The organism is Kitasatospora sp. NPDC004799 (assembly GCF_040609095.1).
Classification (GTDB): domain Bacteria; phylum Actinomycetota; class Actinomycetes; order Streptomycetales; family Streptomycetaceae; genus Kitasatospora.
In genome coordinates, this window is record NZ_JBEXJK010000169.1 from 1 (window position 1) to 16,739 (window position 16,739).

At 74.0% G+C, this 16,739-nt stretch carries 16 protein-coding genes; 12 read left to right on the top strand and 4 right to left on the bottom strand.

The features are described 5' to 3' along the window. Positions 1-305 precede the first annotated feature (305 nt). From ABZW03_RS21475 to ABZW03_RS21490, 4 genes are all read left to right on the top strand, one after another. Positions 306-2,897, top strand: coding sequence for a sensor histidine kinase KdpD (locus ABZW03_RS21475; protein WP_355260463.1), 2,592 nt, complete (start codon positions 306-308; stop codon positions 2,895-2,897). Between the two features lie 141 nt (positions 2,898-3,038). Further along, positions 3,039-3,719, top strand: coding sequence for a response regulator (locus ABZW03_RS21480; protein ID WP_049657530.1), 681 nt, complete (start codon positions 3,039-3,041; stop codon positions 3,717-3,719). Positions 3,720-3,784: 65 nt separating this feature from the next. Then, the gene (locus ABZW03_RS21485; RefSeq protein WP_355260467.1) at positions 3,785-4,198 is read left to right on the top strand and encodes an OB-fold nucleic acid binding domain-containing protein; all 414 of its coding nucleotides are present in this window, start codon (positions 3,785-3,787) and stop codon (positions 4,196-4,198) included. Then, positions 4,195-4,923 (top strand): DUF3159 domain-containing protein, encoded by a 729-nt coding sequence (locus ABZW03_RS21490; RefSeq protein ID WP_355260470.1) that lies wholly within the window; start codon positions 4,195-4,197, stop codon positions 4,921-4,923. The genes ABZW03_RS21485 and ABZW03_RS21490 overlap by 4 nt, the downstream gene beginning before the upstream one ends. Positions 4,924-5,002: 79 nt before the next feature. Here ABZW03_RS21490 and ABZW03_RS21495 read toward each other — a convergent pair whose 3' ends face one another. Together ABZW03_RS21495 and ABZW03_RS21500 are read right to left on the bottom strand one after the other, a co-directional pair. Beyond that, a complete protein-coding gene (locus tag ABZW03_RS21495) occupies positions 5,003-5,674 on the bottom strand; it encodes a TrkA family potassium uptake protein (protein ID WP_355260473.1) in 672 nt (223 codons plus the stop codon). Further along, complete coding sequence (locus ABZW03_RS21500; protein WP_355260476.1) at positions 5,674-6,342, bottom strand: TrkA family potassium uptake protein; 669 nt, start codon at positions 6,340-6,342, stop codon at positions 5,674-5,676. Before ABZW03_RS21500 ends, ABZW03_RS21495 begins: the two co-directional genes overlap by 1 nt. Before the next feature lie 242 nt (positions 6,343-6,584). On the opposite strand from ABZW03_RS21500, the gene ABZW03_RS21505 reads away from it, so the two are divergent. Both ABZW03_RS21505 and ABZW03_RS21510 read left to right on the top strand, forming a co-directional pair. Continuing rightward, positions 6,585-8,663 (top strand): APC family permease, encoded by a 2,079-nt coding sequence (locus tag ABZW03_RS21505; protein WP_355260479.1) that lies wholly within the window; start codon positions 6,585-6,587, stop codon positions 8,661-8,663. A 362-nt stretch (positions 8,664-9,025) separates the two neighbouring features. Continuing rightward, positions 9,026-10,375, top strand: a complete 1,350-nt coding sequence (locus ABZW03_RS21510; RefSeq protein WP_355260502.1) for a class I SAM-dependent RNA methyltransferase — start codon at positions 9,026-9,028, stop codon at positions 10,373-10,375. 72 nt (positions 10,376-10,447) lie between these two features. On the opposite strand, the gene ABZW03_RS21515 is transcribed toward ABZW03_RS21510, so the two are convergent. After that, on the bottom strand, positions 10,448-10,642 hold the full coding sequence (locus ABZW03_RS21515) for a hypothetical protein (RefSeq protein WP_355260481.1): 195 nt from the start codon (positions 10,640-10,642) through the stop codon (positions 10,448-10,450). 238 nt (positions 10,643-10,880) lie between these two features. On the opposite strand from ABZW03_RS21515, the gene ABZW03_RS21520 reads away from it, so the two are divergent. After that, positions 10,881-11,117 (top strand): toxin-antitoxin system HicB family antitoxin, encoded by a 237-nt coding sequence (locus tag ABZW03_RS21520; protein WP_355260484.1) that lies wholly within the window; start codon positions 10,881-10,883, stop codon positions 11,115-11,117. Then, positions 11,114-11,542, top strand: coding sequence for a fic family toxin-antitoxin system, toxin component (locus tag ABZW03_RS21525; RefSeq protein WP_224284003.1), 429 nt, complete (start codon positions 11,114-11,116; stop codon positions 11,540-11,542). The genes ABZW03_RS21520 and ABZW03_RS21525 overlap by 4 nt, the downstream gene beginning before the upstream one ends. 123 nt (positions 11,543-11,665) lie before the next feature. On the opposite strand, the gene ABZW03_RS21530 is transcribed toward ABZW03_RS21525, so the two are convergent. Continuing rightward, on the bottom strand, positions 11,666-12,526 hold the full coding sequence (locus ABZW03_RS21530) for a GNAT family N-acetyltransferase (protein WP_355260487.1): 861 nt from the start codon (positions 12,524-12,526) through the stop codon (positions 11,666-11,668). A 203-nt stretch (positions 12,527-12,729) separates the two neighbouring features. Between ABZW03_RS21530 and ABZW03_RS21535 the strand changes: the two genes are divergently transcribed. The 4 genes from ABZW03_RS21535 to ABZW03_RS21550 all read left to right on the top strand — a co-directional run. Then, complete coding sequence (locus tag ABZW03_RS21535) at positions 12,730-13,665, top strand: ATP-grasp domain-containing protein (protein WP_355260490.1); 936 nt, start codon at positions 12,730-12,732, stop codon at positions 13,663-13,665. Beyond that, complete coding sequence (locus ABZW03_RS21540; protein WP_355260493.1) at positions 13,662-14,498, top strand: alpha-L-glutamate ligase; 837 nt, start codon at positions 13,662-13,664, stop codon at positions 14,496-14,498. Before ABZW03_RS21535 ends, ABZW03_RS21540 begins: the two co-directional genes overlap by 4 nt. A 133-nt stretch (positions 14,499-14,631) precedes the next feature. Further along, positions 14,632-15,468: a putative RNA methyltransferase gene (locus ABZW03_RS21545; protein WP_355260496.1), complete on the top strand. Its 837-nt coding sequence runs from the start codon at positions 14,632-14,634 to the stop codon at positions 15,466-15,468. Positions 15,469-15,538: 70 nt separating this feature from the next. After that, positions 15,539-16,739 (top strand): ATP-binding protein (locus tag ABZW03_RS21550; RefSeq protein WP_355260499.1); only part of this gene is annotated, 1,201 nt, incomplete at its 3' end.

Here is a 16,739-nt window from a genome sequence, read left to right on the forward strand (position 1 = left end):
GTACTGCAGGGGGGACCCTGTGGGAGAGTAGGACGCCGCCGAACAATTCTTCAGAAGAACCCCCAGCCGGGGAAACCGGGCTGGGGGTTCTTCGCGTTTCCGGGGCGTTCCCAGCGGTCCCACCGGCCTCCGACCCCTCCCGAACGGCCCCCGCCGAGTGGCTGGTCCGCCGTCAATATGCCGCTAAAACCTCCTGATCAGCGCACTGATCAGCGGAAAATCGCGTCGCACGCCGTAGTCTCGAAGGCGAGGGGAACAGGTGTCCGGGGTGTCCCCCGGGCCGGGCCGGATCAAGAATGGTGCTCATGGGACGAGGCAGGCTGCGGATCTACCTCGGGGCAGCCCCCGGGGTCGGCAAGACGTACGCCATGCTCGCCGAGGCACACCGGCGGCAGGAGCGTGGCACGGACGTCGTGGTGGCGTTCGTGGAGGACCACGGCCGCCGGCGGACGTCCGACATGATCGCCGGGCTGGAGGTCGTGCTGCGGCAGCAGGTGGTGCACCGCGGCGCCCGGTTCTCCGAGATGGACCTGGACGCCGTCCTCGCCCGCCGGCCGCAGGTGGCGCTGGTGGACGAGCTGGCCCACACCAACGTCCCCGGCTGCCGCAACGAGAAGCGCTGGCAGGACGTCGAGGAGCTGCTGGCGGCCGGGATCGACGTGATCTCCACCGTCAACGTGCAGCACCTGGAGTCGCTCGGCGACGCCGTCGAGGGCATCACCGGCGTGCGCCAGCGCGAGACCGTCCCGGACGAGGTGGTCCGCCGGGCGGACCAGATCGAGCTGGTGGACATGTCCCCGCAGGCGCTGCGGCGCCGGCTGGCGCACGGCAACGTGTACGCCCCCGAGAAGATCGACGCCGCCCTCGCCAACTACTTCCGCCCGGGCAACCTGACCGCGCTGCGCGAGCTGGCGCTGCTGTGGACCGCGGACCGGGTGGACGAGTACCTCCAGAAGTACCGGGCCGAGCAGGGGATCGAGGGCACCTGGCAGGCCCGGGAGCGGATCGTGGTGGGCCTCACCGGCGGTCCCGAGGGGGCGACGCTGATCCGCCGGGCGGCCCGGATCGCCGCCAGGGTCTCCGGCGGCGAGCTGCTGGCCGTGCACATCTCCCGGTCGGACGGGCTGGTGGGCTCCGGCTCCCCGCAGACGCTGATCGAGCAGCGCGCGCTGGTGGAGAGCCTCGGCGGCTCCTTCCACGCCGTGCTGGGCGACGACCCGGCCGCCGGGCTGCTGGACTTCGCCCGGGGCGTGAACGCCACCCAGATCGTGCTGGGCACCAGCCGGCGGCCCGCCTGGCAGTACCTGTACGGGCCGGGCGTCGGCACCACGGTGACCCGGGAGGCCGGGGACATCGACGTCCACATGGTCACCCACGAGCACGCCGGGCACGGAAGGCGCGGCAAGATACCGGTCCGCCGGATCACCGACCTGGGCCGTACCCGGACGGTGGCCGGCTGGCTGATCGGGCTGGTCGGCCCGCCGGTGATGGCGGTCGTGCTGGCCATGATCGGCGGGCTGGGGCTCTCCACCGACATGCTGCTGTTCCTGTCGCTGACGGTGTGCGCGGCGCTGGTCGGCGGGCTGCTGCCGGCGATCGGCTCGGCGCTGGTCGGCTCCTCGGTGCTGAACTACTACTTCACCCCGCCGCTGCACACCTTCACCATCAACGAGCCGCAGAACATCATGGCGGTGGCGATCTTCACCATCGTCGGCATATCGGTGGCGTCGGTGGTGGACCTCGCGGCCCGGCGCACCCAGCAGGCCGCCCGCAGCCAGACCGAGGCGCAGACGCTCAGCGCGCTGGCCGGTACGGTGCTGCGCGGCGCGCCCAACGGCGACGGGGTGCTGACCGCGCTGATGGAGCAGGTCCGGGAGACCTTCGGGCAGGAGAGCGCCGCGCTGCTGGAGCGGCCCGACCCGCTCGCCGCGTGGGTGCCGGTGGCCGCCGCCGGGCCGCGCCCGCCGGAGCGGCCGGAGGAGGCCGACGTGGACGTCCCGGTCGGCGACAGCCTGGCGCTGGTGCTGCGCGGCCGGGTCCTGCCCGGCGCGGACCGCCGCCTGCTCGGTGCCTTCGCCGCTCAGGCCGCCGTGGTGCTGGAGCGCCGCCGGCTGGCCCGGGAGGCCGCCGAGGCCCGCCGGGAGGCCGAGGGCAACCGGATCCGGACGGCTCTGCTGGCCGCCGTCTCACACGACCTGCGCACCCCGCTGGCGGGCATCAAGGCCTCGGTGACCTCGCTGCGGGCGGCCGACGTCGACTGGGACCCGGAGGACGAGGCCGAGCTGCTGGCCGGCATCGAGGCCGGCGCCGACCGGCTGGACCACCTGATCAACAACCTGCTCGACATGAGCCGCCTGCAGACCGGGACGGTCACCCCGCTCATCCAGGAGACCGACCTGGACGAGGTGGTGCCGTACGCGCTCGGCGGGGTGCCGCCGGAGTCCGTCCGGCTGGAGGTGCCGGAGACGCTGCCGATGGTCCGGGCCGACGGCGGGCTGCTGGAGCGCTCGCTGGCCAACCTGGTGGAGAACGCCGTCAAGTACAGCCCGGACGGCGTCAAGGTGCTGGTCAAGGCGGACGAGCTGCGGCGGCCGGGGGCCGCGGCCCGGGTCGAGCTGCGGGTCGTGGACCGCGGCCCGGGCGTGCCCGAGGACGCCAAGGAGAAGATCTTCGCGCCGTTCCAGCGTTACGGCGACGCGCCGCGCGGCGCCGGGGTGGGCCTCGGACTCGCGGTGGCGCGCGGCTTCGTCGAGGCGATGGACGGTACCGTCACCGCCGAGGACACCCCCGGCGGCGGCCTCACCATGGTCGTCAGCCTGCCCGTGGTCGAACGGCCGCCCGAGCCCGGGGACCCGGGCGGCGAGGGCGGCGGTCCGCTCGCGGAGCTGATCACCTGAGCACGTGATCGACCGAGTACCCGATCACCCGGGCACCGGCGGCGCCCGCCGCCCCTCGCGGTGACGCACGCCGCAACGAGAGCCATCGAAGTCAGTCCCCCAGTCCGTAAGTCAGACAGCCCTGAAAGGCGGAGCCCGAACATGACCCGGGTCCTCGTCGTGGACGACGAACCGCAGATCGTCCGCGCGCTGGTGATCAACCTCAAGGCCCGCAAGTACGAGGTGGACGCGGCCCATGACGGCGCGAGCGCCCTGGAGCTGGCCGCGGCCCGCCATCCGGACGTGGTCGTCCTCGACCTGGGACTGCCCGACATGGACGGGGTCGAGGTGATCCGCGGCCTGCGCGGCTGGACCCGGGTGCCGATCATCGTGCTGTCGGCCCGGCACGCCTCGGACGAGAAGGTCGAGGCGCTGGACGCCGGCGCCGACGACTACGTCACCAAGCCGTTCGGCATGGACGAGCTGCTCGCCCGGATGCGCGCGGCCGTGCGGCGGGCCGAGCCGGTGGCCGGGGAGGCCGACTCGCTGGTCGTCACCGAGTCCTTCACCGTCGACCTCGCGGCCAAGAAGGTCAACCGGGACGGCGCCGACGTCCGGCTCACCCCGACCGAGTGGCACCTGCTGGAGGTCCTGGTCCGCAACGCGGGCCGACTGGTCAGCCAGACCCAGCTGCTCCAGGAGGTGTGGGGCCCGGCCTACCGCACCGAGACCAACTACCTGCGGGTCTACCTCGCCCAGCTGCGCCGCAAGCTGGAGCGCGACCCCTCGCACCCGCGCCACTTCATCACCGAGCCGGGCATGGGATACCGGTTCGAGAGCTGACCGCGAGTGCCCCCGGCGGCCGTACGACCTGCCGCCAGGGGGCCGGAAACCGGTACCCTTCCGACATGAGTGGTGACAACAGCAGCGGCCAGCCGCAGGGGCGGTTCCGCCGCATGCTCAGCCGGCTGACCTCCTCGGCCGAGGAGCTGGCCGCCGAGGAGCTGCGTCAGGAGAGCGCCGCGGAGTCCGGCTGCACGCCGATCGCCGGCTGCGGGGACCGCGAGCTGGTCACCGTCGCGGGCACGCTGCGCACGGTGACGCTGCGCCCCCGGGCGGGGGTGCCCGCCCTGGAGGCCGAACTCTTCGACGGCACCGAGGCGCTGGACGTGGTCTGGCTCGGGCGCCGCTCGATCGCCGGGATAGAGCCCGGCCGCCGGCTGGTCGCCAGCGGTCGGATCAGTCACGCACGCGGGCACCGCGTGCTGTTCAACCCCCGATACGAGCTGCGTCCGGTCGGACACGGGAGCGAATCAGCGTGAGCAACCAGCCCGGCGGCGAGACCGCCGCCCAGCTCGACCCTGCCGTCGGCCACGTGGACGCGGACGCGGAGGCCGCCCGCAAGGCCGCCTCCAAGGAGGCCGCCGACACCGTGCTCCAGGCCTTCGGCGGCGTGCGCGGCATGATCGACATGACGCTCCCCGGCCTGGTCTTCATCGTCACGTACAACCTGACCCACCAGGTCAGCACCGCGGCCTGGGCCGCGCTGGGCCTGAGCGCCCTGTTCGTGGTGGCCAGGCTGGCGCGGCGGGAGACCATCCAGCACGCCTTCAGCGGGGTGTTCGGCGTCGCGCTCGGCGCCTGGATCTCGATGAAGAGCGGCAAGGCCGAGGACTTCTACCTGCCCGGCCTGCTCTGGAACGTCGGCTACTGCGTCGCCCTGGCGACCTCCGCCCTGGTGCGCTGGCCGATGATCGGGGTGATGCTCGGCCCGATCACCGGCGAGATGTTCACCTGGCGCAAGGAGAACCCGGGCCGCCTGGCCGCCTACACCAAGGCGACCTGGGCCTGGGTGGTGATCATGGGCGCCAAGCCGCTGATCCTCTTCCCGCTGTACTTCACCCACAACGTCAACCTGCTGGGCTGGCTGAAGGTCGCCCTCGGCATCCCGCCGCTGCTGCTGGCGATGTACGTGACCTGGCAGATCCTGCTGAAGGCGCCGCCGCCGATCAAGGCGCAGCTGGACGAGGAGGAGCCGGCGAGGTAGCCGCCTCCCGGCCGAGCACGGCGGAAGGGCCCGCACTCCCCATCGGGGTGCGGGCCCTTCCGTGCGGTCGTGCCGGGGGCTACTGGGCGCCCGAGGCGCCCGAGAGCAGCAGCTCCAGCTCCTCCTCGCGCTCCTGCGCGGCGACGAAGAGCAGCTCGTCGCCGCCCTCCAGGGTGTCGTCCTTGCCCGGCACCAGCACCCGGCCCTCGCGGATGATGGTCACCAGCGCGGTGTCCTGCGGCCAGGCCACGTCGCCGACCCGGGTGCCGACCAGCTCGGTGTCGGAGGCCAGGGTCAGCTCGACCAGGTTGGCGTTGCCCTGGCTGAAGCGCATCAGGCGGACCAGGTCGCCGACGCTGACCGCCTCCTCGACCAGTGCGGACATCAGGCGCGGGGTGGAGACGGCCACGTCCACGCCCCAGGACTCGTTGAAGAGCCACTCGTTCTTGGGGTTGTTCACCCGGGCGACCACCCGCGGCACCGCGTACTCGGTCTTGGCGAGCAGCGAGACGACCAGGTTGACCTTGTCGTCACCGGTCGCGGCGATCACCACGTGGCAGCGCTGGAGCGCGGCCTCGTCCAGCGAGGTGATCTCGCAGGCGTCGGCCAGCAGCCACTCCGCCATCGGGACCCGCTCCACCGAGATGGAATTGGGGTTCTTGTCTATCAGCAGGACCTCGTGGCCGTTCTCCAGCAGCTCGCCCGCGATCGAGCGGCCCACGGCACCGGCCCCGGCAATGGCGACCCGCATCAGTGACCCTCCTCCTTCGGCCCCTGCGCGAACGCGGCCTCGACGGCCGTCAGGTCGGCCCGGCGCAGCATCACGTGCACCAGGTCGCCCTCCTGCACCACCATCTGCGGCGAGGGGAGCACGCCCTCGCCGAGCCGGGTGACGAACGCCACCCGGGCGCCGGAGGCCTCCTCCAGCAGGCTGATCCGGTGGCCGATCCAGCGCGGGTCGTACGCGACCTCGGCGAGCTGCACGGCACCGCTCGGGTCCTGCCACAGCGGCTCGGCGCCGCTCGGCAGCAGCCGGCGCAGCATCTGGTCGGCGGTCCAGCGGACCGTCGCCACGGTGGGGATGCCCAGGCGCTGGTAGACCTCGGCGCGGCGGGGGTCGTAGATCCGGGCGGCGACGTTCTCGACGCCGAAGTTCTCCCGGGCGACGCGCGCGGCGATGATGTTGGAGTTGTCTCCGCTGGAGACCGCGGCGAAGGCGCCTGCCTCCTCGATGCCCGCCTCGCGCAGGGTGTCCTGGTCGAAGCCGACACCGGTGACCCGGCGCCCGTTGAACCCGGCGCCCAGCCGACGGAACGAGGTCGGGTCCTGGTCGACCACGGCCACCGAATGGCCCTGTTTCTCGAGTGCTCTGGCGAGGGCGGAGCCCACGCGGCCGCAGCCCATGATCACGATGTGCACCGGCGCTTACCTCACCCGTCCCGAAGGGGCCTTGACCTGCGCAAACACCGTTCAGCTCCGTTTCCCGCCCGGTCGTCCGGGACGAGGTTCCTCGTGGGGGCGCCGACCCGGCAACGCTCGACAACCAGAGTGTTGCCCGCCGACTCGTATCCGACACGCTAGCCGGTCCACCGAACGCAGTCGCGACGAAGGGGGGGACAAACGGCGGAGCCCCGACCGGGAAGCCCCTACGATTCCTTAACGTGCCTATGCCGACTGACCTTCCGAAACGCATCCTGATCGGGCGCGCCCTACGCAGCGACAAGCTGGGCGAGACGCTTCTGCCCAAGCGGATCGCGCTGCCCGTGTTCGCCTCGGACGCGCTCTCCTCGGTCGCGTACGCCCCCGAGGAAATCCTGCTCACCCTCTCGATCGCGGGCGCCTCGGCGATCCACTTCTCCTGGCAGATCGGCGTCGTCGTGGCGATCGTGATGCTCGCCGTGGTCGCCTCGTACCGGCAGAACGTGCACGCCTACCCCAGCGGTGGCGGTGACTACGAGGTCGCGACCGTCAACCACGGTCCGGCCGCCGGCCTGGTGGTCGCCAGCGCGCTGATGGTCGACTACGTGCTCACCGTGGCCGTGTCGACCACCTCGGGCGTCGCCAACGTCGTCTCCGCCGTGCCCGCGCTGCGCGGCCACGAAACGGTCGTGTCCGTGGTCGTGGTCGTGCTGCTGATGGGCATGAACCTGCGCGGGGTGCGCGAGTCCGGGAGTGCCTTCGCCATTCCCACCTACGCCTTCATGGTCGGCGTCATCGGGATGGTCGGCTACGGCGTGTTCCGACACTTCGCGCTCGGCCAGGACATGCCCGCCGAGAGCTCCGGCTTCCACCTCGCCGCCACCCCCGGCAACGACTCGCTGGCCGGCTTCGCGATGGTGTTCCTGCTGCTGAAGTCCTTCTCCTCGGGCTGTGCCGCGCTCACCGGTGTGGAGGCGATCTCCAACGGCGTGCCGGCCTTCCGCAAGCCGAAGAGCAAGAACGCCGCCACCACGCTGCTGATGATGGCGAGCATCGCCGTCGTGATGTTCATGGGCATCATCTGGCTGGCCCGGCTGACCGGGGTCCAGATGGCCGAGAACCCGGCCGAGCAGCTCGTCGGCGCCTCGCCGGACTACCACCAGAAGACCGCGCTGGCGCAGATCAGCGAGGCCGTGTTCAACAACTTCACGCCCGGCTTCTACTTCGTCGCGGCCGTCACCGGGCTGATCCTGGTGCTCGCCGCCAACACCGCCTTCAACGGCTTCCCGGTGCTCGGCTCGATCCTCGCCCAGGACCGCTACCTGCCGCGCCAGCTGCACACCCGCGGCGACCGGCTGGCCTTCTCCAACGGCATCATCCTGCTGGCGATCGCGGCGGTCCTGCTGATCATCGCGTTCGACGCGGACCCGAACCGGCTGATCCAGCTCTACATCGTCGGCGTCTTCGTCGCCTTCAACATGAGCCAGTCCGGCATGATCCGGCACTGGACCCGGCTGCTGCGCACCGAGACCGACCCGGCCGAGCGCCGCCGCATGCAGCGCAGCCGGGCGATCAACGCCTTCGGCCTGGTGATGACCATGGCCGTGCTGATCGTCGTCCTGGTCACCAAGATCGGCCACGCCTGGATCGCGATCGCCGCGATGGCCGTGCTGTTCGTGATGATGAAGGGCATCCGGCGCCACTACGACCGGGTCTCCGACGAGCTCACCGCCGCCGAGGAGCCGGACGACGTGGTGCTGCCCACCCGGGTGCACGCCATCGTGCTGGTCTCCAAGCTGCACAAGCCGGCGCTGCGCGCCCTGGCGTACGCCCGGCTGGCCCGGGCCCACACGCTGGAGGCCGTGACGGTCAACGTCGACCCGGCGGACACGGCGGCGCTGCGGCGGGAGTGGGACGAGCGCGGCATCGAGGTGCCGCTCAAGGTGCTGGACTCGCCGTACCGCGAGGTCACCGGGCCGGTCCTGGAGTACGTGAAGAACCTGCGGCGCAGCAGCCCGCGGGACGTGGTCTCGGTCTACATCCCGGAGTACGTCGTCGGCCACTGGTACGAGCACCTGCTGCACAACCAGAGCGCGCTGCGGCTCAAGGGGCGGCTGCTGTTCAAGCCCGGGGTGATGGTCACCTCGGTACCGTGGCAGTTGGAGTCCTCGGAGCGGCGCAAGCCGCAGAAGGCCTGGTCGGCGCCGGGTGCCGTCCGGCGTGGCGAGCCGCGCGCGCCGAAGGCCGTAAAGTCGAAGGATTCCTCCACCGGTACGAACGCCGGTGACACCTCCGACCGCAGCAAGGACTCCTCCCAGTGACGCGCAACACTCCGCCCCGTTCCTCGGGTTCCTCCGGCAAGGGCGCCCGCCGGGGCGGCTCCCAGCCCGGGCAGGTCTCCCGGCCGCGCTGGGGCCGTCCGGCCCGTCCGGAGGCCACCGACCGCGACGGCCTCACCGCGCGTACCGCGCCGATCGTCCCGGGCGAGCGGGCGGACCGGGAGTCCGCCGGCCCGGACGCCGGGAAGGGCTCGGGCCGGGGCGCCGGCAAGGCGGCTGGTTCCGGCAGGGGCGCGGGTTCCGGCAGGGCGGCGGGCAAGGACGCCGGTCAGGGCGCGCCGAAGGGCGCCGCCAGCGCCGGCCGGAAGGCGCCGCGCAAGCAGGCGGTGCGGCCGCCCAAGGCGCTGCGCACCGCCGCCGCGCGGCCGTCGCGGCCCGAGGCGCCCTCCGGGGAGCCGCTGGCCGGGCAGCGCTACGAGGTCGAGGTCGGCCCGGTCGCGCACGGCGGCGGGCACTGCGTGGCCCGGCACGAGGGGCGGGTGCTGTTCGTGCGGCACGCGCTGCCCGGCGAGAAGGTCGTCGCGCTGGTGACCGACGGGACCACCACCTCGCGGTTCCTGCGGGCCGACGCGGTGGAGGTGCTGGAGCCGGCCAAGGACCGGATCGAGGCGCCCTGCCCGTTCGCCGGTCCGGGCAAGTGCGGCGGCTGCGACTGGCAGCACGTCACCCCGGGCGGGCAGCGCAAGCTCAAGGCGGCGGTGCTGACCGAGCAGCTGGCCAAGCTGGCCGGGCTCACCCCGGCCGAGGCGGGCTGGGACGGCAGCGTCGAGCCGGTCGGCGGCAAGCTCCCGGCCGGGCAGGTGCCGGCCTGGCGCACCCGGGTGCAGTACGCGGTGGACGCGGAGACCGGCAAGGTCGGCCTGCGCAAGCACCGCTCGCACGAGGTGCAGCCGGTGGACCGCTGCCTGATCGCCGCCGAGGGCGTCACCGAGCTGGGCATCGAGGCCCGGGACTGGCCGGGTGTGGCGAGCGTCGAGGCGATCGCCGCGACCGGCTCCTCGGACCGCCAGGTGGTGCTCACCCCGCGCGACGGCGCCCAGCTGCCGCTGGTCGAGCTGGACAAGCCGGTGTCGATCGCCCGGGTGGACGACCAGGGCGACGTGCACAAGGTGCACGGGCGCGGCTTCGTTCGCGAGCGGGCCGCCGGGCGGACCTGGCGGGTCAGCAACGGCGGCTTCTGGCAGATCCACCCGGAGGCGCCGGACACCCTGGTCGACGCCGTGCTGGACGGGCTGGACCCGCAGTGGGGCGAGAACGCGCTCGACCTGTACTGCGGCGTCGGCCTGTTCGCGGGCGCGCTGGCCGACCGGGTCGGCGAGGACGGCGCGGTGCTCGGCATCGAGTCCGCCAAGCAGGCCGTGGTCGACGCCCGGCACAACCTGGCCGCGCTGGACAACGTGCGGATCGAGTGCGACCGGGTCGAGACGCTGCTGCCGCGCACCGGCATCACCGCCACCGACCTGATCGTGCTGGACCCGCCGCGCTCGGGCGCCGGCCGCGAGACCGTCGCCCACCTGGTCGGCCTGGAGGCGCGCCGGATCGCGTACGTGGCCTGCGACCCGGCGGCGCTCGCCCGGGACCTGAAGTTCTTCCGCGAGGGCGGCTACCGGCCGGTGTCGCTGCGGGCCTTCGACCTGTTCCCGATGACGCACCACTTCGAGTGCGTGGCGGTCCTGGAGCCGGCCGGGGAGTGATCCCGGGCGCCGACAGGCGAGCGGAGGAGGCGGTCACCCGTTCGGGGTGACCGCCTCCCGCGCGTCCGGGGGCTACTCGTTGTGCTCCTCCTCGTCGGCGCTGTGCGGGAGGTCGATGCCGTGCTGGGCGGCGAGCCGCAGGAGCGTGGCGATCCGGCCCTCGTACGCCTGGACGCCGTCGGCGTCCCCTTCGGCCCGGGCCGCCGCGAGGTCCCGGCGGGCCTGGGCGAGCTGCTCGCGCAGCTCCTGGTCGAACATGGCTGTCATTCGGTCGGCCTCCGCACCGGTCGGCGCCCGCTCGGGGGAACGCAGGGGGTTCTCAGGGTCGCGGACGGTGGGGCACTCTTCAAGTCCCGCTCGTCCTGGTGGCGGGACGGCGGCCGGCGGGCGGAGACCCGGATCCGACCGTGGGTGACGGCGAGGTTGCGCGGGGGCGTGCGGCAGGTGTGCGGGCGGTGTGCACGCGCCCTTGTTGTGCTAGCACTTGAGCGCTAGCTTGAGCGTCATGGGTAAGAAGCAGCTGAACGTGCGGGTCGACGCCACGACCGCCGAGATGGCCCGGGAACGGGCGGAGCAGCAGGGGATCTCCATGAACCAGTACATCGAGCGCCTGGTCCAGCAGGACATGGGCGAGTCCGGACGGGCCTTCGTGGACGCCGCCGCGCAGTTCATGAAGGAGTACGAGTCGGCCTTCCTCGCCGAGTTCGCGGAGCCGGGCGACCTCCAGGACGTGCGCCGTTGAAGCTGGAGGTCGACCTCTCGTGGCTGCTCATGACCGCCGAACAGTACACGCCCGGTGATCCGCAGGTCACCGACTACGGCTCGCTGCTCGCGGCCGTCACCCGGCACCAGGCCGAGATATTCGACATCGCGGTCTACCCCGAGCCGCAGGACCGCGCCGCCGCGCTGATGCACCAGCTGATCCGGGTGCCCGCGCTGGAGAAGACCAACGAACTCTTCGCGACCGCCGTCGCCTACGCCTACCTGGTCGCCAGCGGCTGCACCGTCGCCACCACCGCGCGCGAGGTGCGCAGCCTCTCCCGGGCCATCCGCGAGGGGCGGCTCGGGGTGTCGGGCGTGGCCGAGCGGCTGGCGGCCTGGGTGGTCGACGAGGCGGAGGGGGAGGGCGTCACCGGGGCCGACGAGGAGGACGAGGACGACGACTGACGGGCGCCGTCCCCGCCGGGGCCTCGCGGGCGGTTGCGGCGTGGGCTCCGTCGTGTGGAGTGGGGGCCTCCTGCCCGGCGGGGGCCTCCCACCGGGCGGGGTCTCCTATCGGGCGGCGGGCTCCTACGGGGCGGCGGGCTCCGCGATCAGGGCCGTCGCGAACGGCCGGAAGCCGGCCCGGCGGTAGATCCGGGCGACGTCCTCGTCGGAGGCGGACAGGAACACCGTCCGCACCCCGTTGGCCCGGGCGTGCCCGACCAGGACGGCGGTGACCGCCAGGCCCAGGCCGCGTCGCCGGGCGGCGGGCAGGGTGCCCACGCCCACCAGCTCGCCGACCGCGCCCACCGGGTTGTACTGGCCGGCGCACAGCACCGAGCCGCCGTCCAGGGCGGCGGCCTGCACGGTGAAGCCGTCGGCGATCCGCCGGGCGATCCGGGCCACGCCCCCGTCGGCCGTCACCAGTGCCGCGCTCCCGGCCAGTTCGGCCGCACCGGCGGTGCCGACGGCGGTGCCCGGAGCACCGAAGGCGACGTGCGGGACGGCGACCGCCTCCGCCAGCTCCGGCGCGTCCGGCGCCAGCACCCGGACCTCCACCCGCTCGGGCAGCACGGGCGCCGGGCCCGGCTCGTCCTGCGGGCCCAGCACCAGCAGCGGGTGCTCGTGCACCGTCAGGCCCGCCGCCTCGACCGCCGCGCGCAGCTCCGGGTTCTGCTCGGCCACCCACTCGAAGGCCTCCGGCGCGCCCAGCTCCCGCTGCCGCTCCAGCACCCGGCGGACGTCCTCGGCGGTGGCGGCCGGGCCGGTGTGGCCGAGGGTCGGGCGGGCGTAGTAGTGCCAGCCGGTGTCGCCCGCGCGGACGAACAGGGTCAGCGGACCGAAGTCCTCGGCGCGGGCGGCACTGCGCGGCGCGGCGTCGTAGTAGCGCTCGATCTCGTCGAGCAGGGGGCGGTCGGGAGCATGATCAGCAGGGGTCACGGCGTGCATCCAAGCAGGGGGCGGAGGCGTGGCGCCAGCGGTTTGTCGGGGCGTCGGGCCCGTCGCCGCCGACCGGGGAGCCGATTGTTGCCGAACGCTTACCCACCCGCAGCGATCTTGTGCGGACACGGCGTGCATGCTGGGCCTTTACAGCTCTGCCGAGGGGGACGGCGGACGTCTGCACTCGGCGAGGCAAGGGGGAAGACAGGCCCATGAGGCTCTGCTTTCTGGTGGAGGAACACTACCGGCACGACGGCATGCCGCTCGACGTGGCACGCCAACTGACGGCGTGGGGGCACCGGGTGGACGTGCTGCGCCCGGGGGACTCGCTGCTGGCGATCTCCGAGGAGGTCCGGGCCGGCAGCCACGACGCCTGGGTGCTCAAGACCGTGTCCGGCGGGCCCGGGCTGACCCTGCTGGAGTCGGCCGCTGCCGTCGGCCTCACCACGGTGAACGACGTGCGCTCGATCCGCGGGGTCCGGGACAAGGCGCTCGCCGCGGTCATCGGCCGCACCCGCGGCCTGCCCGTCCCAGTGACGTACGCGGCCGCGCGCTGGGAACGGCTGGCGGAGGTCCCGGCCGCCGAGTACCCGCTGGTGGTCAAGCCCGCCGACGGCAGCTCGGGGCGCGCCGTCCGGCTGGTGCGCAGCCCTGACCAGTTGCTGGAGGTCGGGCCGGAGCTGGCGGGGGAGGGGCTGCTGATCGCGCAGCCGTACGTGCCCAACTCCGGGACCGACCTCAAGGTGTACTGCGTCGACGGGGAGCTGTTCGCGACGGAACGTTCCTCCCCGCTGCACCCCGGGCAGGGCGTGCGCGAACGGCAGGTGCCGCTGCCGGGGAGCGTCGCGCGGATCGTGGCGCAGGTCGGCGAGGTGTTCGGGCTCGACCTGTACGGGGTGGACGTGCTGCTGGGGCCGGACGGGCCGGTGGTGGTGGACGTCAACGACTTCCCGAGCTTCCGGCAGGTGCCGGACGCGGTGGCCCGGGTCGCCCGGGCGGTGCTGCGGCTCGCGCGCAGCGGGACGGCCGTGTCGGTGCCCGGTGGGCGTACCGCCGCGCTGGTGCCGGACGGGGCCGCCGCCGCGCTGGTGTCCGCGGGCGGCGACCCGTACGGGCAACTGGGCCTCGGTGAGGGGGAGTTGCGGTGAAGGTCGGGCTGATCACCGGGGATCCGGGGCACCCGGTGCTGGCGGCGGCGGCCGAACTGCTGGTGCGCGGGGGGCACGAGGTGGCGGCCGTCCCGCCCGAGGGGCCGGTGACCGGGCTCGCGGACGTCTACCTGCTCAAGGCCCGTACCCCGCGGGCCCTGGCGCTGGCGGCGGAGCTGGAGCGACGGGGCGCGCCGGTGGTCAACTCGGCGGCGGCCACCGGGCTGTGCCAGGACCGAGTGCGGATGGCGGGCCTCGCCCGCGCGGCCGGGCTGCCCTTCGCGGCCACCGAAGCGGCCGGGCGGCTGGGCGAACTCACCGCTCCGGCCTACCCGTTCGTGGTCAAGAGCCGGCACAGCAGGCGGCACGACCTGGTCGCCCGGGTGGACGGGCCGGCCCGCTTGCGCGAACTCGCCGACCGCTGGCCCGAGGAGCCGGTCGTCACGCAGCCGTTCGTCCCGGGGACCGGCTGGGACCAGAAGCTGTGGGTGGTGGACGGGCAGGTGTTCGCGGCCCGCCGGCAGTCCGAACTCGCCACCGGCACGGGGAAGTCGGGGCGGGCGGAGGACTGGGAGCCGTCCGCCGCGCGGGCCGCGCTCGCGCTGCGCGTCGGCGAGGTGTTCGGGCTCGACGTGTACGGCGTCGACCTGCTCGACGGGCCGGCAGAGCCGGTCATCGTGGACGTCAACGCCTTCCCCGGGGTCCGGGGCCGGGCCGGCGCGCCGGAGGCGCTGGTGGCGCTGGCGCTGCGGGTCGGGGCGGAGTGGGCCGGGGCGGCCCGGGGGCGGGTGCTCGCGGGGCAGGGGCTGGGGCTCGGGACGGGTGCGCGGTAGGGCCCGCCGGCGTGGCCGGATGCGTGGCCGGGCGCCTGCCCGGGGTGCCCGCCCGGGGCGTCGGGCCCGCCGGGGTCGTTAGGCTGGCTGGCGCCCCGACCGGCCGGGGCGTACGGCGAGAGAAGACGGAACCTTGCTCCAGGACATCGAGCGCTACCTGGCCTGCCCGCACTGCGCGCAGGCCCTCACCCGGCACGACCGCAGCCTGCGCTGCCCGGCCGGGCACAGCTTCGACCTCGCCAAGCAGGGCTATGTCAGCCTCCTCGCCGGCGACGCCCACACCGGCACCGGTGACACCGCGGAGATGGTCGCGGCCCGCGCGGACTTCCTCGCCGCCGGGCACTACCGGCCGATCGCCGAGGCGCTGGCGCAGGCCGCCTCCGCCGCCGTCGGCGAGTCCGACGGCCTGGTCGCCGACCTCGGCGCCGGCACCGGCCACTACCTGGCGCAGGTGCTGGACGCCCTGCCCGGCACCGTCGGCGCGGCCCTCGACATCTCCAAGTTCGCGCTGCGCCGCGCCGCCAAGGCGCACCCCCGGGTCGGCGCCGTGGTCTGCGACGCCTGGCGCCCGCTGCCGCTGCGGGACGCCTCGGCCGAGCTGGTGCTCAACGTCTTCGCCCCGCGCAACGGGCCCGAGATCCGCCGGGTGCTGCGCCCCGGCGGCACCCTGCTGCTGGTCTCGCCGACCGCCCGCCACCTGCGCGAACTCGTGGACGCGCTGGGGCTGTTGTCGGTGGACGAGGAGAAGCAGCGGCGGATCGACGAGAAGCTCGGTCCGTACCTGGAGCCCGCGGGGCGGCGGGAGGTCGAGTTCACCCTGCGGCTCGGCCCGCAGGACGTGCGCACCGTCGTCGGGATGGGGCCGAGCGCCTGGCACACCGACCCGCAGCGGCTCGGTGCCGCGCTCGCCGAGCTGCCGGATCCGGTCGAGGTGACGGCCTCGGTGACGGTGGCCGCGTACCGGCGCTGAGCGCCACGTTGGGATGAATCTGCCGCGCAGGCACGTTTCTGCCGGTCGGTCTGCGGCTAACGTCCGACGGGTGAACCGCGACGCCACCAGGCCCGCAGGGCCGTCCCACCTCCGGCCGGGCGCCCCGGGGCCCGACCGGCCGCCCGTGCCGCGCCCCACCGTCGAGGAGCTCCGGCTCACCTCGTTCAAGTCCTACCGGCGCGCGGTGCTGCCGCTCGCGCCCCTCACCGTGCTGCACGGGCCCGCCGGGGTCGGCAAGTCCAACGCCCTCGACGCGCTGGCCGTGCTCTCCCGGCTCGCGCTCGGCGAGGAGATCGCCGACTCGCTGGACGGGCTGCCCGGGCGCACCGGCCCGCTCGCCGGGCCCGTCCGCGGCGGCCTGGCCGGGTGCGTCCCGCACGGGCGGGACGCGATCAACCTGGGCTGCACCGTCCGCTCGCCGCACGGGTTGATCCGGCTCGACGTGGTGGTCCGCACCGACGGCCCGGTCCGGATCGCCCGGGAGTCGCTCACCCTCGACGGCCGGACCCTGATGGACACCGGCGAGCAGGACGTCCGCAACCGGCGGGTCAACGTCTGCTGGCACAACGACACCCGCCAGGGCGACATCCGGGCGCCGTTCCCCAGCGGCACGATGATCACCGCGCAGCTGCCGCTGCGGGTCGCGGGCTCCTCGGCTGGGGAGTGCCTCGTGCTCGCCGCCACCGAGGACCTGCTCACCGCGCTGCGCGAGGTCTTCCCGCTGCACCCCGTCCCGGCGCTGATGCGCGGCTGGGCCCGGGCCGACCCGCAGGCCCGGCTGCGCAGCAACGCCGCCAACATCTCCGCCGTCGTCGGCCGGCTGAGCAACGAGTGCCCGCGCCGGTACGGGCAGCTGCTGCGCGCCGTGCAGTCCGCCGCGCCGCACCCGCTGCTCGGGCTCACCCTGGCCGAGCGCGAGAGCGCGGGCGTGCGGCGGGTCCTCGCCGTGTTCGACGAGGGCGTCCTCGGGCGGACCGGGGCCGACCAGGCCTCCGACGGCATGCTGCGCCATCTCGCGTTCGCCGCGGTGCTGCTGACCGGGGCCGGGGTGCTGGACCTCGACGTGGCCGCCGAGGTGCCCTGGGCGCACCGGCAGCTCACCGTGCTGGCCGAGGACCTGGGGGCGGGGCTCGCCGTCGAGCAGACCGGCACGCTGCTGCGGCTGGCGCGGGACATGGCGGAGCGCAGCCAGCTGCGGGTGGTCGCGGCGCTGCAGGAGCCGGCGGCGGCGCGGGAGGTGCTAGGCGGCG

Excerpts from the sequence above, each read along its gene's own strand:
- ABZW03_RS21520 (WP_355260484.1), top strand. The coding sequence starts at position 10,881 with ATGGGTAAGAAGCAGCTGAACGTGCGGGTCGACGCCACGACCGCCGAG.
- ABZW03_RS21485 (WP_355260467.1), top strand. The coding sequence starts at position 3,785 with ATGAGTGGTGACAACAGCAGCGGCCAGCCGCAGGGGCGGTTCCGCCGC.
- ABZW03_RS21530 (WP_355260487.1), bottom strand. The coding sequence starts at position 12,526 with ATGCACGCCGTGACCCCTGCTGATCATGCTCCCGACCGCCCCCTGCTC.
- ABZW03_RS21515 (WP_355260481.1), bottom strand. The coding sequence starts at position 10,642 with ATGACAGCCATGTTCGACCAGGAGCTGCGCGAGCAGCTCGCCCAGGCC.
- ABZW03_RS21480 (WP_049657530.1), top strand. The coding sequence starts at position 3,039 with ATGACCCGGGTCCTCGTCGTGGACGACGAACCGCAGATCGTCCGCGCG.
- ABZW03_RS21495 (WP_355260473.1), bottom strand. The coding sequence starts at position 5,674 with ATGCGGGTCGCCATTGCCGGGGCCGGTGCCGTGGGCCGCTCGATCGCG.
- ABZW03_RS21475 (WP_355260463.1), top strand. The coding sequence starts at position 306 with ATGGGACGAGGCAGGCTGCGGATCTACCTCGGGGCAGCCCCCGGGGTC.
- ABZW03_RS21535 (WP_355260490.1), top strand. The coding sequence starts at position 12,730 with ATGAGGCTCTGCTTTCTGGTGGAGGAACACTACCGGCACGACGGCATG.